Source organism: Natrinema pallidum (assembly GCF_005890195.1).
Taxonomy (GTDB): domain Archaea; phylum Halobacteriota; class Halobacteria; order Halobacteriales; family Natrialbaceae; genus Natrinema; species Natrinema pallidum.
The window spans coordinates 2,694,685-2,709,654 of sequence record NZ_CP040637.1 but is presented as its reverse complement, the minus strand read 5'-3'; the positions used below and the strand labels follow the sequence as shown (position 1 = coordinate 2,709,654).

The following is a 14,970-nucleotide window of genomic DNA, read 5'->3' as shown; positions in this document are numbered from 1 at the left end:
CTCTCGACCGTCGACCGCCGGCGGCTCGTGACCGCACCGAATTAGCGATCTCGATCCCCGAACGCCGGTGTGCCGCCGTCGTGGAGTTCTCGCGAGACCGCTCCCACGCCCTCGCGCAGGCTCTCGTGATAGGCTACCAGCCGATCGTGAACGGCCTCGTGCTGCCGGGCGAGAATTTGTGCGGCCGACAGCGCCGCGTTGAACGATTTGCCCGCGTCGACCGCGACCAGCGGCGCGCCCGTCGGCATCCCGATGACGCTGTCGACCGACTTTTCCTGGACCGGGACGCCGATCACCGGCAGCGGGTACGCGATCGAGGCGGTCATGTTCGGCAGGTCAGCCGACTTGCCGCCCGCACCCGCGATGATCACCTCGAGCCCGCGCTCCTCGGCGGTCTCGGCGTAAGCCGTCATTAAGTCCGGCGTCCGGTGTGCCGACGTGACATACGTCTCGAACGTGAACCGGGCCGCAGGCGGGGACTCGTACTCGGTCTGCTCGGCGAAGCCGAGTTCATCCACGAAGGCATCGTACGCGCCGCGGCGCGTCCCGCCGGTCAGCATCGTCTCGAGATCGGAGTCGCTTCCCATGACGATCCCGACGTCCGGCGTGTCCTCGGTCGGACGGTCCTGCTCGGCTTCGTCGTGGAGTCGGTCGATCAGGTCGGTAACGCTGTCGCTCATGGGTGGTGGTCATCGGGGAAGCGACTTGAAACGGTGGTATCCGAGGCGAGAAAGCGTGACGACCGGGACCGAAGGCGTTACGCGCGGAACGTGACGGCGGCCACGAGATCGCGCGCACGCTCGAGTAAATCCTCGCGCGAGGCGTCAGCATCGCCCGCCGAGAGCGTCACGTGCCCCATCTTCCGGAGGGGTCTGACCTGCCGCTTGCCGTACCAGTGGAGGTTCGCGCCGGGCGTCTCGAGGATTTCGTCGAGCCCACGCAGCTGTGCGGGCCGCTCGTCGTCCACATCGCCGAGCAGGTTCGTCATCACCGTCGGCGAACGGAGCGCCGTCGAGCCGAGCGGCCAGCCGAGGACGGCCCGTACGTGCTGCTCGAACTGGGACGTTTGCGCGCCCTCGATCGTCCAGTGACCGGAGTTGTGCGGACGCGGCGCGATCTCGTTGAGGAGCACCTCGCCAGCCGTCGTTTCGAAGAGTTCGATCCCGTACACGCCGCGGCCGTTCATCACCTCGAGCACGTCGCGCGCGACCGCGTGAGCGCGCTCGGTTACGGTCTCGCTCGAGCGTGCGGGAACGACGGTCTCCCGGAGGATCTCCTCCTCGTGAACGTTTTCCCCGATCGGGAAGGTCGCGATCTCGTCGTCGCCCTTGACCGCGATGACCGAGACCTCGCGCTCGAAGTCGACGAACGATTCGACCATCGCGGGGCCGGCGACCGACTCGAGGGCCTCGTCCGCTTCGGCTTTCGATTCGACGGGAACGTTGCCGCGGCCGTCGTAACCGCCGGTTCGAGCCTTGAGCATCACCGGCGCGCCGTAGTCGTCGATCGCAGCACGGATGTCGGCGGCGTCCTCGACCGCGCGGAACGGCGGGACGGGAATCCCGGCGTCGGCGAGCTCGCGTTTCTGGACGAGTTTGTCGTGGATCGTCTCGAGGGTCGACGGCTTCGGGTGCACCGGCGTTTCGGTGGCCTCGCTCACCCGATCCATCACGTCCTGGTCGGCGAGTTCGATTTCGAACGTGAGCACGTCGGCACGCGCGGCGAGTTCGCGGATCCCCGCTTCGTCGTCGAACCCGGCGACGATCTGGTCGCGGGCCACGGGCGCGGCTGGGCAGTCCGGCGTCGGGTCGAGGACGACAACCTCGACGCCCAACGGCGCGGCCGCCTCGGCGAGCATCCGCCCGAGCTGTCCCCCTCCGACTACGCCGATCGTCGGTCCCGGTGTTCGTAGCGTCGTCATCGCGTGGCGATTGTCGACACCCGCGCTTAAGAATTCCCAAACGGCCCGCTCTCGAGGCTGACTCGAACCGTCTCAACCCGTTGCTCGCGCGTCCGCCGTCGCCCCGACACTCGTCCTCGAACGTCCTCGATTGCCCCGTCCAGTGGTCCGAGTGCCCGATTTCGGAGCGTCCGTTCCCGACGACCGAGCGTCGTACGGGACACCGCGGTGTGTCGTTACGGGGCGCGTCGGTCACACGAGAACGGTACCTCTTTTACCTGTCCTCCCTACCGCTCGCCTATGACCACGCTCGGACTGGTGGTCGCGGAATTCAACCGACCGATCACCGAGCAGATGGAGCAGGAGGCGTTCGAGGCGGCTACCGCCGCGGGTGCCGAGGTGCACGAGACGGTCCACGTGCCGGGGGCGTACGACGCGCCGCTGGCCGCCGATCGGCTCGCCCGCCTCGACGACGTCGATGCCGTCGTCGTCATCGGCACCGTCATCACCGGTGACACGGATCACGATCAGGTGATCACCGATGCCACCGCACAGCGACTCTCCGATGTGAGTCTCGAGCGTGACACGCCGGTCACCCTCGGCGTGACCGGCCCCGGCATGTCCGCCGCCGAAGCCCGCGAGCGCGTCGAGAACGCCGCGAACGCCGTCGACGGTGCGCTCGATCTCGTCGACGAACTACCCGACCCCAGTTCCGCCGTAGATTCCCACCAATGACGATGGAATTCACCGACCGCGTCAGCCGAGTCGAACCGTCCGCAACGCTTGCGATCTCCGCGCTCGCCACCGAACTCGAGGCCGAGGGCGCAGACATCGTCGACTTAAGCGTCGGCGAACCCGACTTCCCGACCCCGGAGAACATCGTCGCGGCCGGCAAGGACGCGATGGACGCCGGCCACACCGGCTACACCACCTCCGCCGGCATCCTCGAGTTGCGCGAAGCGATCGCCGACAAACTGGCCGACGACGGCCTCGAGCACGACTCGGACGAGATCATCGTCACGCCCGGCGCGAAGCAGGCCCTCTACGAGGTCGTCCAGGCGCTCGTCGAGGACGGCGACGAAGTCGTCCTGCTGGACCCCGCATGGGTCTCCTACGAGGCGATGGTCAAGATGGCCGGCGGCGATCTGACCCGCGTCGACCTCTCCAAGACCGATTTCCAGCTCGAGCCCGCGCTCGACGAGCTCGCGGCCGCGGTCTCCGACGAGACCGAACTGCTGGTCGTCAACTCGCCGTCGAACCCCACCGGGGCGGTCTACTCCGATGCCGCGCTCGAGGGCGTCCGCGATCTCGCCGTCGAGCACGACCTCACCGTCATCTCCGACGAAATCTACAAGGAGATCACCTACGGCGTCGAGCCGACGAGCCTGGGCACGCTCGAGGGGATGGCCGACCGCACCGTCACGGTCAACGGCTTCTCGAAGGCCTACTCGATGACCGGCTGGCGGCTCGGCTACTTCGCCGGCCCCGAGGAGCTGATCGATCAGGCCGGTAAACTCCACAGCCACTCCGTCTCCTCGGCCGTCAACTTCGTCCAACACGCCGGTCTCGAGGCCCTCGAAACCGAAGCCGCCGTCACGGAGATGGTCACGGCCTTCGAAGAGCGCCGGGACCTCGTCGTCGACCTGCTCGCCGAACACGATGTCGATGTCGCCGTCCCCGAGGGTGCGTTCTATATGATGTTGCCGGTAGCCGAGGACGATCAAGCGTGGTGCGAGGGCGCGATCGAGGACGCCCACGTCGCGACGGTCCCCGGCAGCGCGTTCGGGACCCCCGGCTACGCGCGAATCTCGTACGCCGCGAGCGAGGAGCGACTCGAGGAAGGTATCGAACGGCTGGCCGAGGAAGGCTACCTGTAACGCGTGTCCACGACGGAACGCGCCGCTTCGAACTGCGCGACGAGTAGCGTTTTCGGTCCGAGTCGCGGCTGACATCGGTGATCGGAAACACACCACCACCTCACGACGAAAAGTAACACTATTGTGCGGTGGCAGTCTATCCGGTAGATGAAGTAAGCAGTCCCGTGGTGTAGTGGCCAATCATATGGGCCTTTGGACGTGTTCGGTTCGTTCCGTCACGGAAGACAGCCCATGACGGCGGTTCGAATCCGCCCGGGACTATTTTTGCCGCGAGCAATACCGCGAGCGACAAATCCGTCCAGCGGATTCGAGCCCAGAAGGGTGAGAATTCGAGCCTTCGCGGGTCGACTCCAACCGCGACTGCAGTCACCAGAAGCGACAGTTTGTTCTCGGCGAGACGATCCCATTCGATCGTCGCGTCCCCGGCCACAGTCCACTGGCGGTCCGAGTGTCCGTGCACTCGACTACTCGCCTCGCTGGTTCTCACGTCTCGAGGCGCGAATGAGTGCCACACGCCTACCGAATCCCGAACAGCGCCGAGCCCCGACGACGTGAACAGTCCTCGTCCCGCGTTCCGTCGGTTACTGCCTCGAGTCTCCTGTCTACCAACGAGTGGGCGACATCGGTATCGGACCCGAACCGATCGAGGGGCGGTGAGAAATCGGGTCGTGGTTCGACGGCTGGCCGCTCGCGCGAGACGGGTCGGTGAGTACGGTCATCCGCGCTTCGCCGCCGACCACGTCGGCGTGACGGGTGCCGCAACCGGCGGGCTGCACCGAACGCTGTCTCGAGGGCCGCGCGGCCACTGTGCGAACCAGGGCGAAACCACCGCTGTGCCCGTTCTAACAACCCCATAATAATCAGTTCACTATCAGATTTGGCCGCTATGGTTGGTCCAAGCGGTATCGACGGATCGGGCGGGACAGAGATCACGGCCGCACGCGCGCTCTCCGTCGGTCGCGCCGTCGCGTCCGACGGTTCCGATCGCGTCGTCGTCGGCCGCGACGCTCGAGCGAGCGGGGCGGTACTGGTCGATGCGGTGATCGCCGGTCTTCGAGAGTGCGGTGCGGACGTTCTCGCGGTCGGCGTCGCACCGACGCCGACGATCGCGCGGACCGTCTCGCGAACGGACGCGAACGCGGGGATCGTCGTCACGGCGGCTCACGATCGGACACCGGACGATGGGCTCAAATTCCGGACGGCGTCCGGGAAGGCGTTCGATCCCGACCAGCGGGCTGCGATCGCCGCTCGAGTCGAACGCGACGGGTACGATCTCCACCCGCGGGACGGCAGGGGGTCGACGGTGACGGTAGCGGACGCGATCGAACGGCACGCGACGGAACTGGTCGGGAGCGTCTCGGTGACCGACCCGCCGAGCGTCGTCGTCGATGTCGGGGACGGGGCCGGCGAGATCACGGCGCGCGTGCTCTCGGCGCTCGGTTGTGACGTCAGGACGCTACACGGACGGCGAGAGGGTTTCTTTCCCGAATGGCCGGGCGAGCCGGCTGGAGAGACGCTCGGAGCGCTGTCGTCGCTCGTGGAAGCGACGGACGCGCGGCTCGGGATCGCGCACGACGGTGACGCCGATCGAATGCTGGCCGTCGACGAGACGGGGGCCGCCGTCCCGAGGGACGCGCTTCTGGCGCTGTTCGCGCGGGCAACTGCGACCGACGGCGATATCGTCGTTGCGCCGGTCGGGACGAGCATGGCCGTCGACGACGCGCTCGCGACCGTCGGCGCGACAGTGAGTCGAACGGGGGTTGGCGACGAACGTGTCGCCGACTGTACGACGTGGCCGGACGTCGTCTTCGGCGGCGATCTGATCGGGGCGTGGATCTGGCCGGACGAGACGCCGTATCCCGACGGGCCGCTCGCCGCGTGCAAACTCGTCGAACTCGTCGCCGATCGCGGGCCGCTATCGTCGCTCGTCGCGGCCATCGAATCGTACCCCAACCGCCGAGCGTCGGTCGCGGTCGAGGAGCAAACCGCCGTGATGAACCAGGTTCGGGAGTGTGCCCACGAGTGGTACGACGATGTCGACACGCTCGGTGGCGTCTACGTCGATGTCGGTGCCGGCTGGTTTTTCCTGCGTGCGAGCGATACCGAGCCGGTGATCCATCTCACGGTCGAGGCACGAGACGAGTTTCGGGCCGAGCGACTGGAAGCCGACGCGATCGGACTCCTCGAAAAGGCGATCGCGACGGTATCGGGACTTCGACCGTGACCGGTGGTCCGATGACCCGCTACGAGCCCGAGCAATCGAACCGCGCACCCACTGGCCCGGGGCCGCGAGGTCGGCGACCCCAGTACCCGACAGAGCGCGACGCTCGGGAACCGCTGGTGGCCTTAACGGAGCGATAATGAAGTGTTCCGTCAGCCTCGCTGGGTCTAGAGACGTGGTGCAACGAACGATACCGCTGTCGTGGCACGTCGGCAGCGGCCGAACGGGAATGCGGGTTACGAAACGACAACTACAACGATGACTCGGAGGTTTGGCCGTGATGACGCGACATCGACCGGGGGTACCGAGAGCGAATCGGACGGGCTGGACACGCTCCTCATCGGAATCGACGCGGGGTGTCTGCCGGTCTTCGAGCGGCTCTTCGAGGCGGATCGGATTCCGACCATCGAGCGGCTCTGTTCGACGGGCGTAACCGCCCCGCTCGAGTCACAGATTCCGCCGTGGACGCCGAGCGCCTGGCCGTCGCTCTACACCGGCGTCAATCCCGGCAAGCACGGCGCGGTCGGCTTCGTCGGCTACGACGGCTACGACTGGCACGTAACGAGCAACGACGACGTCCGCGAGCAGCCGCTGTGGACGCTGTTGGACCGCCACGACCGCTCGAGCGTCATCGTCAACGCACCGGTCACTCATCCGCCGGACGAGTTCGACGGGGCGGTGATACCCGGCTTTCTCGGCCCTGAGCAACCGCCGTGTCATCCCGCGGGGGTTCTCGACGATGTCCGCGATGCGATCGGGGAGTACCGCGTCTATCCGTCCTACACGCGCGACGACGATTCGCTCTCCGACCGCGAAAAGATCGCGGAGTACCGCGAACTCGTCCGACTGCGCGGCGAGGCGTTCCGGTATCTCGCCGACGAGTTCGATCCGGACTTCGGCTTCGTTCAGTTCCAGAAGACGGATACGGTCTTCCACGAGTTCAGCGGTGAGCAACGACACGTCGATCGCGTCTACGAGGCGACCGACGACCAGATCGGTGAGATCCTCGCGGCCTGCGATCCGGACCGCGTCTTCCTGGTGAGCGATCACGGCATGGGCGAGTACGAGGGCTACGAGTTCCGGGTCAACGAGTACCTCCGGGACATGGGCTTCCTCGAGACGACGACCGGCGGCAAGGGCATGCCGTCGTGGACGCCGATGCGGAGACGCCTCCGCGAGGGCGAGGCGTACGACACGTGGGAGCCCGGTCCGATCGCACGCGCGGCGTCGGTCGCCGCGCGGTTCGGCGTCACCGCGCGACGAATACGGACCGTCCTCGAGCGGGTCGGACTGGCCGACCTCGCGATCGAGTACGCGCCGAGCGGCGTCTCCCGGACGGCGAACGAACAGGTCGATTTCGCCGAATCAGAAGCGTACGTCCGTGCGCGAACCGAGCTCGGCGTCCGGCTCAATCTCGAGGGGCGAGAGCCAATGGGCGTCGTTCCCCCGGACGAGTACGAGGAACGCCGCGAGGAACTCATGCGGGCGCTGCAGGCGGTCGAAACGCCCGACGGCGAGCCGTTCTTCGAGACGGTCGCGCCCCGCGAGCAGTACTTCCACGGCGAGCACATCGAGGAGACGGTCGATATCGTCACGATCCCCGCCGACTTCGACCACATGCTCTCCGAACAGTTGGGTGACGGGGAGTACTTCGGCCCAGCCGAGCCCTGGAACCACAAGCTCGAGGGCGTCTTCGTCGCGGCGGGCGATGGGATCGACGAGGACGCCGCGCTCGAGGGAGCACACCTCTTCGACGTTGCGCCGACGATCATGGCCGCGATGGGAGTCCCCTACAGCGACCGGATGGATGGCAGCATCATGCCCATCGTCGATCCGATCGACCCAATGGCCTACCCCGCATACGAGGAGGAAACCGGCGAGAGCCGACCGGCGACCGACGAGGCCGTTACCGATCGACTGGCCGATCTCGGGTACATGAACTGACTCGCCGAATCGCGGGGCGAGGGTGCGTTCGCACCGTTGCAACCTGCTTAGCCGCGGTATAAGTATGGGTCACCGGACCCGACGACGGAGTACGACATCGATCTCGCAATGGGATTTATCGCAGCAGTCCACCTCGTCCACGACGAGCTTCCGTTGGTCCCGACGATAGCGCGCTGTGCGGACGCGACGCTCAGATACGAGTACGGGGCGACGACCGGGAAGCGACGCCTCCGGTTCGTATCGGCCTTCGGCGACGAGCGCGCGGCCCTCGAGAACGCGATGACCGCCGATCCGACCGTCTCGAACCCGACTCGCGTCGCGGCGTTCGAGAACCGGGCGATCTATCGCGTCGCCGTCGACAGCGACCTCGAAATCGTGCCCGACCGTTGTATCGAGGACGGGCTATTCGTCTTCACGGTCACGAGCGACGATGGGGGGTGGCTGGCACGAGTTCACCTCCCCGATCGGGACGCGCTGTCCGCGTTCCGGACGCACTGTCGCGATCGCGGCATCTCGTTTCGCGTGACTCAGTTATACGACTCGTCGGCGACCGACGATCGGACCTACTCCCTGACCGAACGACAGCACGAGATCCTCACGATGGCGTACTACGCCGGCTACTTCGAGGTGCCGCGGCAGGCTACCCAGGACGACCTCGCGGACCGGCTCGGGATCTCGGATTCGGCGGTTTCCCAGCGAATTCGGCGCGCCGTCTCCGAACTGATCGCGACGACCCTGGAAAACGATCGAACGCCCGACGGGGACGGATGAGCACGGCCGGCCCGCGGTCGCTCGAGCCCTCGCCGGGACCGCCGCTCCCAGGCAGTTGCTCCCGAACTGCAGGCGCTTACCACGGAGTTAAACACCGAACCGGGCCGGTGAAAAACCGGCGCGATCGCGAGCGAACCCGCCGTTTGTGGTTCGTGCAACCGTTCCGGGACGCGAGACCGTGACTGCCATCTCGAGACCGCTGATCCGTCTGTCGATCTTAAAGGCTTGCTATCCGAATCCGTAGATACTGGACCCCGGAATGGCTCACAATGATGTGATTCTCAATGTCGGATCGACGTAATCTGCAGCGTTCGGATGGGACGGGGGCTGGTCGTTCTCGGCCGGATGGGGAGCGGAATCGGCGGCCATCTCTCGACGAATCGATATCGTGGAGGCGGTCACGACGGTCGTTCCTGGGAGGGGCCGTGACAGCGTGTCTCGCCGGTGTCGGGCTGACCGCGACCGCCAGCGCAGCCACGGACCCGTACGGGTACTATTACGACGACTACGACACCGTCGTCGACGTCACCGAGGCGGGAGCGGACGACACCGGTACCGAATCGATCACGCCCGTACTCGAAGAACTCCGCCGTGACGATACGCTGCTCGTGTTCCCCGAGGGGGAGTATTACATGGACGAACAGTTCCGGTTCACGGGGTTCGATAACTTCGGCGTCGTCGGCGAGAACGCGACGCTGATCCCGGCGAACTACCACGAGTTCGACGGGCCACAGTATCGACTGTTCCGGCTCGGCGTCGCGTACAGTCCCGGGGGGCATCTCCGCTTCGAGGGGTTCGACGTCGATCAGACGGCCCCCGAGACGGGGATCAGGACGATCGAGGCCTACACCGCCGACCGGCTCGAGGTGCGCGACGTGACGATCAACGGCTACCACGACAGCGGGACGTGGGGGCCGGGACTGTTCAACGTCACTGACCCCGACGGGCGAGGCGTCGTCGAACAGTTCCGCGCGCCCGACGGCGGCGCGTGGGTGAACAACACACCGAACGCGGGCAACCGCTGGCGTGGCCCGATCGGCATCGAAGCGAACGAGAACCGGGGCCGACTCGAGTTCAGGCGCTGTGGGCTCGGCGGCTTTCCGAACAACGGTCTCTATGCGGCGGGCGGCGACGGGACGATCATCGTCCACGGGGGACGCTACCGGAACAGCAACGGTGCGAACGTCCGCGTCGGCGGTCGAGACAGCGAGATTCGCTGGCCGACGGTCGAAGTCGACTCGACGCGACCGGAGGACGTGTCCCAGCGCGGCATTCGGATCGAGAACGGCCGCAACATCGAAATCTACGGTGCCGCCGTCGAGATCACCGCTCCAAAACCGACCAGCCATGCGATTTCGGTGATGAACACCTGCGACAGCGCGCGGATCGATACGACTCGCCTCCAGTTGCAGGGTCCGGACGTGAACCACGGAATCGTCATCTCGCCGGAGTGCGGCGAGGCGACGATCGTCGAGACGGAGATCACCCACGAAAGCGCGGGCGGCTATCCGCTCTGGATTCGGGACAGCGGCAGTGCCGGACAGGTGCTCGCGGAGCACCTCACGATTTCGGGACGGGCGGGCGATGGTGGCGGGTTCCGGGACGGCATTCGCTGTGAACGGGACGACTGCCGGTTCAGTCACGTCGATATCACACAGCACGGCCGCGACGGCGTGGATCGAAACGCCATCGTCAACACGGGCGCTGATCTGACCGTCTATCAGAGCGAACTGCGGGCCAGTCAGTATCCGTACATCGACCTCGGGTCCGGCACGCTGGTCCGTGACTCGACGCTCGAGTCGTCGGCCGACCACGAGGCCGTCTGCCTCTACTCGTCGTCGACGAATCCGACCTTCAAGAAGAACCGGCTGGTCGGCGGGATTCGCGACCTCGGCGCGAGCGGCGTTACGACCTGGGAGAACACGTACGAGTAGATTCCCGATCGCGCGCCCGCGCTTGGCTCGATCGCGCTTCGGGGCCGTTTACCTCCTGTATAATAAGGCCTCGCTGTCGCCCCGGTACTGCTACAGTGAGTCCGTCGGATCGCGACCGATCGGCGGCGAACGGTGCTGTCGATCGGCGACTCGAACGTGTGGGGGCGAACCCGTGAACAGAAGTATTGCGAGCGGCGTCGTCTCCGTCGTCAGTGCGAAAGTCGTCGTGCTCGTCGTCACCGCACTTTCGACGCCGCTGCTCTACCGATTTCTCGGCGCGTCGGCGTTCGGCGAGTACGCGTTTCTGCTGTCCGTCTTCGCGATCTACATGATCTTCGTCAGCTCCGGGGTCACCGACGGCGTCCGGAAGTTCCTCGCGGAGGACCGCGCCGCGGCGAACTGGAGCGAACACGTCGTCGGCTTCTACTTTCGGCTGGCGGTCTCCCTCTCGGTCGTCGGGGCCCTCCTGCTGGTCCTCGCGACCCGGGCCGGAATCGTCGCCCTGGCGTTCGGAGCCGAACTAACGACGTATTTCTACGTCCTCGCGGCGCTCGTGATTTCGGCACAGTTTCGCGATTACGCACGGAAGACGCTCATGGGATTCGGCCTCGAGCGGTACTCGGAACCGCTCAAGGTCCTCGACAAGCTCGGCTTCGTCGCGGTCGCGATCCCGCTGACCTACGTCGGCGTCGGCGTGATGGGGGCGCTTGCGGGCCACGTGGTCGCGAGCGTACTCGTCGCCGCGGTCGGACTCGTTCTCGTCCATCGACGCGTCTCGCTGTCGTGCGTGTTCGTCAGGCCGTCGGCGCAGCTTCCCCGGAAGGAGATGTTCGCGTTCAACTCGATGAGTATCGCGTTGATCTTCCTGCTGATGTCGCTCTATCACATCGACGTCGTGATGCTCCACCGGTTCCGGACGGACGCGGCGGTCGGTAACTATCGGGCGGCGCTGACGCTCGCCGAGTTCCTCTGGTTCGTCCCGATGGCGATTCAGACGGTCTTCGTCCACTCGACGTCGGAGCTGTGGTCGCGGAACCGCTACGGAAAGATCTCCGCGCTCGCCTCGCGGACGACGCGCTATACGTTTCTGCTGACCGGCGTGATGGCGGTCGGGCTCGCGGCGCTGGCGGACGTCGCCGTTCCCATCTACTTCGGTGCCGAGGCCGAGCCGGCGATCACGCCCCTGTTGCTGTTGCTCCCCGGCGCGCTCGGCTTCGCCCTCGCGCGACCGATTCTCGCGATCTCGCAGGGGGAGGGGACGCTTCGATACCCGGTCGCGGCCACCGGCGGCGCGGCGCTGCTCAATCTGGGACTCAACCTCGCCCTCATTCCGCGCTATGGGATGCGAGGTGCGGCCGTCGCGACCAGCGTCGGATACGGGTCGATGTTCGTCTGCCACTGCTGGAGCGCTCGACTCGTCGGGTTCGATCCGCTCGCGGACGCCCGGCTCGGTCGCGCAGTTCTGACGACCGTCCTCGCGGCCGTTCCCATCGTCGCCCTCTCGACGGCGATCTCGAACCCGTGGCTCGCGCTCGCAGTCGTCCCGCCCGCCGGGTTCGCGATCTTCGTCACGTTCGCGCTCCTGATCGGTGCACTGGATCCGGCCGAACCGTTCGAGGTGCTGTCCGCGTTTCCGGACCCGGTCGGATCGACGGCGGACGCGATCCACGATCGGATCGCGGGCAGCAGGAGCGACGGCGCGACGCGTAACTGGTTGCAACTCCTCCTGTTCGTCGTCGGCCTGTCCCTGCTCGTCTCGGGGCTCGCACTGGGCGTGCTCGATCCCGGCGTGTGAGTGCCGTTTCTCGAGCGAGACGAGTCCGCGTTCGCGACGACGCCGCGACGCGGGACGAAAGGACGGATCGAAGCGCCCGAACCGGACGGTCCGGTGTCCGCGTCTCGTTATTGAACCTGCGTCTCGAGCGGTTCGCTCTCCGCCATGTCGAAGACCATCGCGAGCAGGAGGAACCCGATTCCCGCGACGAGCAACAGCAGGCTCGTCGCAACCCGGACGGCCGGAACGCCGCCGCTCGAGAGCGCTGAGCCCAGCGATGTCCCGGCACCGAGAACGGCGGTCGCGACCGTCACAGCCCCGAACAGGTAGAGGAACGCGAGCGGGTGGCAGTCGAGTACGAGATACTTGGTTCGCAACCGCCACAGGAAGTCGCGCAGCAACAGCAGCGATACCTTCGGGACGTATCGGGAGTAGGTGATGCTCGACTCTTCTTCGCCGTAGACGGCCGGCATCGCCACGTCGGCGACGCGCATCCCGTGGACGTTCAGTTTGACCAGCAGGTCGTTACAGTAGCCGTAATACTCGTAGAGGGCCGGCACGTCGATCGCCGCGAGCGCGTCGTGTGAGATCGCCGTATACCCGTTCTGGGGGTCCATCGTCTTCCAGTAGCCGGACGCGATCTTCGTCAGGAACGTCAGGGTCGCGTTACCGACGAGCCGAAACCGCGGCATGGCCGCCCGGTACTCCCGGGACAGGAGTCGGTTGCCCTTGGCGTACTCGGCGTCGCCCGCGACGATCGGATCGAGAAGCCGCTGCATCCGGGAGAGGTCCATCTGGCCGTCCGCGTCGACGGTGACCGTCGCGTCCACGCCGTCCGCGAGCGCGGCGAGATAGCCGGTCTTGATCGCGCCGCCGGCACCGCGGTTCTCGCGGTGCTCGATCGGGACGACCCGACCGATGGCGTCGCCGACCGTCGCCCGGGTCGCCAGTGCGGACGCACCGCCGTCGGCCGCGAGTCGCTTCCCGACCTCGTCGCCGCGTCCAGCGTTCTCGATCGCGTCCTCCCGCGCAGCCTCGCGGATCTCCGCTCCGGTCCCGTCCGTCGACCGATCGTCGATCGCGTAAATTCGGTCGACGTACGTGGGCATCTCGCGGATCACGTCGCCGACGAACCCCTCCTCGTTGTAGGCGGGTATCACGACGCCGACGCTCGCGCCCCGGTACATCAGCGGTCCCCTCCACCATGGTGGTCGCCGGCGTCGATCGCCGCCATCCAGCCGTCGCGGTGCTCGACGCGATCGATCGGTTCGAACGCGCCGGCCGATGCGACCGCGATTCCGACCGGTCGTCGGTTTCGATTCGTCATCGACCGCGTCGACGCTCCGTTCGCCCTTGCTTATACGGCCGTTAGCGCGTTCGTCGCCGAACCGGCCGCCGAACTCGCGACCGCGGCGACGCCACCGGTCGATGACGCGACCGGTCGCCGTGGCCCTCGACGCTTAGCCGGGCGATAATAAACCCGGCCGGGTCGGAAGTGCCGCCATGACTCGCGTCAGCGTCATCATCCCGACGTACAACAGAGCGGCGACGCTTCCGAGCGCGATCGACAGCGCGCTCGAGCAAACGGTCGACGACATAGACGTGGTCGTCGTCGACGACGGCTCGACCGACGACACCGAGGCGGTGCTGGCCGCCTACGAGGACCCGCGGGTTCGGCCGGTCGTACACGCGACCAATCGGGGCGCAAACGTCGCCCGGAACACGGGCCTCGAGCACGCACGCGGGGAATACGTCGCGTTTCTGGACTCCGACGACGAGTGGCATCCCGAAAAGCTCGAGCGCCAGCTCGCGGTTCTCGAGGAGCGCTCGAGCGACTGGGTCGGTGTCTACTGTGATTCGGCGTACGACCTGTCCGGCGCGAGCGGCCGGCTCCGGTCGGCCGCCGCGGCCGTCCTCGCTCGCGGGGACGACGAGCCGACGCGGGAGGGGAACGAGGACCTGATCGGCGAACTCCTCGCGGACAACGTCCAACCGGGAGCCGGCTCGACGCTGCTCGTCCGGACCGCGGTCGCCAGGGCCGCCGGCGGCTTCGACCCGGACCTCGACCGGTTTCAGGACCCGGAGTTCTGTCTGCGCGTGCTCGAGCACGGGAGCCTCGCCTACGTCGACGAGGTGCTCGTCCGCCGGGCGGAGACCGGCCACCCGTCGGCAGCCGTCGTCGCGAACGCGAGCGAGCAGTACCGTTCGGCGTACGAAGCCGAGATCGATCGCTTCGAGGACGAGGGGTACGACATCCACTCGAGTCACGAACTCGTCCTCGCGAAGCGGTACTTCGCGGAGGGACGGTTCCTGCGCGGCGCGTGGCACGTCCGCGCTGCCACGGTGTCACCGCGGGCGTATCCCGGCGTCTGCTGGGCGGTCGGGACGGGCGTTCGGCGGCGCTCGCGACCGATCGTCGCGGCGCTCGCCGTCTTACTCGTCGCGATTCCGCTCCGTCGGCGTGTCCGGTCACGGTGAGGACACCGGTCGGCTGCCGATCGACCCCGACCCGGAACGATCGGAGTGACCGAGTCCATCGGCGCGGACCG

At 66.9% G+C, this 14,970-nt stretch carries 12 protein-coding genes and 1 tRNA gene; 9 read left to right on the top strand and 4 right to left on the bottom strand.

The window, feature by feature from the left end; translation table 11 throughout:
- Window positions 1-41: 41 nt before the first annotated feature.
- A complete protein-coding gene (locus tag FGF80_RS13340; protein ID WP_006185418.1) occupies window positions 42-680 on the bottom strand; it encodes an AIR carboxylase family protein in 639 nt (212 codons plus the stop codon).
- Window positions 681-757: 77 nt separating this feature from the next.
- The gene (locus FGF80_RS13335; RefSeq protein ID WP_138654543.1) at window positions 758-1,921 is read right to left on the bottom strand and encodes a 5-(carboxyamino)imidazole ribonucleotide synthase; all 1,164 of its coding nucleotides are present in this window, start codon (window positions 1,919-1,921) and stop codon (window positions 758-760) included.
- Between the two features lie 279 nt (window positions 1,922-2,200).
- On the opposite strand from FGF80_RS13335, the gene ribH reads away from it, so the two are divergent.
- The 8 genes from ribH (at window position 2,201) to FGF80_RS13295 (ending at window position 12,442) form a co-directional block, all read left to right on the top strand.
- The gene (ribH, locus tag FGF80_RS13330) at window positions 2,201-2,635 is read left to right on the top strand and encodes a 6,7-dimethyl-8-ribityllumazine synthase (protein WP_006185416.1); all 435 of its coding nucleotides are present in this window, start codon (window positions 2,201-2,203) and stop codon (window positions 2,633-2,635) included.
- Entirely contained in the window at window positions 2,632-3,777 is a 1,146-nt protein-coding gene (locus FGF80_RS13325; protein ID WP_138654541.1) for a pyridoxal phosphate-dependent aminotransferase, read from the top strand. The genes ribH and FGF80_RS13325 overlap by 4 nt, the downstream gene beginning before the upstream one ends.
- Before the next feature lie 158 nt (window positions 3,778-3,935).
- Window positions 3,936-4,038 (top strand) — tRNA-Gln (locus FGF80_RS13320).
- A gap of 625 nt (window positions 4,039-4,663) precedes the next feature.
- Window positions 4,664-6,001, top strand: a complete 1,338-nt coding sequence (locus tag FGF80_RS13315) for a phosphohexomutase domain-containing protein (protein ID WP_138654539.1) — start codon at window positions 4,664-4,666, stop codon at window positions 5,999-6,001.
- 255 nt (window positions 6,002-6,256) lie between these two features.
- Window positions 6,257-7,942, top strand: coding sequence for an alkaline phosphatase family protein (locus FGF80_RS13310; protein WP_138654537.1), 1,686 nt, complete (start codon window positions 6,257-6,259; stop codon window positions 7,940-7,942).
- 108 nt (window positions 7,943-8,050) lie between these two features.
- Window positions 8,051-8,713 (top strand): helix-turn-helix domain-containing protein, encoded by a 663-nt coding sequence (locus FGF80_RS13305; RefSeq protein WP_138654535.1) that lies wholly within the window; start codon window positions 8,051-8,053, stop codon window positions 8,711-8,713.
- 425 nt (window positions 8,714-9,138) lie between these two features.
- Complete coding sequence (locus tag FGF80_RS13300) at window positions 9,139-10,647, top strand: right-handed parallel beta-helix repeat-containing protein (protein ID WP_138654533.1); 1,509 nt, start codon at window positions 9,139-9,141, stop codon at window positions 10,645-10,647.
- 172 nt (window positions 10,648-10,819) lie between these two features.
- Complete coding sequence (locus FGF80_RS13295) at window positions 10,820-12,442, top strand: oligosaccharide flippase family protein (protein WP_138654531.1); 1,623 nt, start codon at window positions 10,820-10,822, stop codon at window positions 12,440-12,442.
- A gap of 107 nt (window positions 12,443-12,549) precedes the next feature.
- Here the strand turns inward: FGF80_RS13295 and FGF80_RS13290 are convergent, their stop codons facing one another.
- Together FGF80_RS13290 and FGF80_RS19260 are read right to left on the bottom strand one after the other, a co-directional pair.
- Complete coding sequence (locus FGF80_RS13290; RefSeq protein WP_138654529.1) at window positions 12,550-13,608, bottom strand: glycosyltransferase family 2 protein; 1,059 nt, start codon at window positions 13,606-13,608, stop codon at window positions 12,550-12,552.
- A complete protein-coding gene (locus FGF80_RS19260) occupies window positions 13,608-13,748 on the bottom strand; it encodes a hypothetical protein (RefSeq protein WP_175417036.1) in 141 nt (46 codons plus the stop codon). The genes FGF80_RS13290 and FGF80_RS19260 overlap by 1 nt, the downstream gene beginning before the upstream one ends.
- A gap of 176 nt (window positions 13,749-13,924) precedes the next feature.
- On the opposite strand from FGF80_RS19260, the gene FGF80_RS13285 reads away from it, so the two are divergent.
- A complete protein-coding gene (locus FGF80_RS13285) occupies window positions 13,925-14,899 on the top strand; it encodes a glycosyltransferase family 2 protein (RefSeq protein WP_138654527.1) in 975 nt (324 codons plus the stop codon).
- Window positions 14,900-14,970: the final 71 nt, after the last annotated feature.

What these genes read in the sequence shown, in the direction of transcription:
- FGF80_RS13340 (WP_006185418.1), bottom strand. Translation starts at nt 680, where the DNA reads ATGAGCGACAGCGTTACCGACCTGATCGACCGACTCCACGACGAAGCC.
- FGF80_RS13335 (WP_138654543.1), bottom strand. Translation starts at nt 1,921, where the DNA reads ATGACGACGCTACGAACACCGGGACCGACGATCGGCGTAGTCGGAGGG.
- ribH (WP_006185416.1), top strand. Translation starts at nt 2,201, where the DNA reads ATGACCACGCTCGGACTGGTGGTCGCGGAATTCAACCGACCGATCACC.
- FGF80_RS13325 (WP_138654541.1), top strand. Translation starts at nt 2,632, where the DNA reads ATGACGATGGAATTCACCGACCGCGTCAGCCGAGTCGAACCGTCCGCA.
- FGF80_RS13315 (WP_138654539.1), top strand. Translation starts at nt 4,664, where the DNA reads ATGGTTGGTCCAAGCGGTATCGACGGATCGGGCGGGACAGAGATCACG.
- FGF80_RS13310 (WP_138654537.1), top strand. Translation starts at nt 6,257, where the DNA reads ATGACTCGGAGGTTTGGCCGTGATGACGCGACATCGACCGGGGGTACC.
- FGF80_RS13305 (WP_138654535.1), top strand. Translation starts at nt 8,051, where the DNA reads ATGGGATTTATCGCAGCAGTCCACCTCGTCCACGACGAGCTTCCGTTG.
- FGF80_RS13290 (WP_138654529.1), bottom strand. Translation starts at nt 13,608, where the DNA reads ATGTACCGGGGCGCGAGCGTCGGCGTCGTGATACCCGCCTACAACGAG.
- FGF80_RS19260 (WP_175417036.1), bottom strand. Translation starts at nt 13,748, where the DNA reads ATGACGAATCGAAACCGACGACCGGTCGGAATCGCGGTCGCATCGGCC.
- FGF80_RS13285 (WP_138654527.1), top strand. Translation starts at nt 13,925, where the DNA reads ATGACTCGCGTCAGCGTCATCATCCCGACGTACAACAGAGCGGCGACG.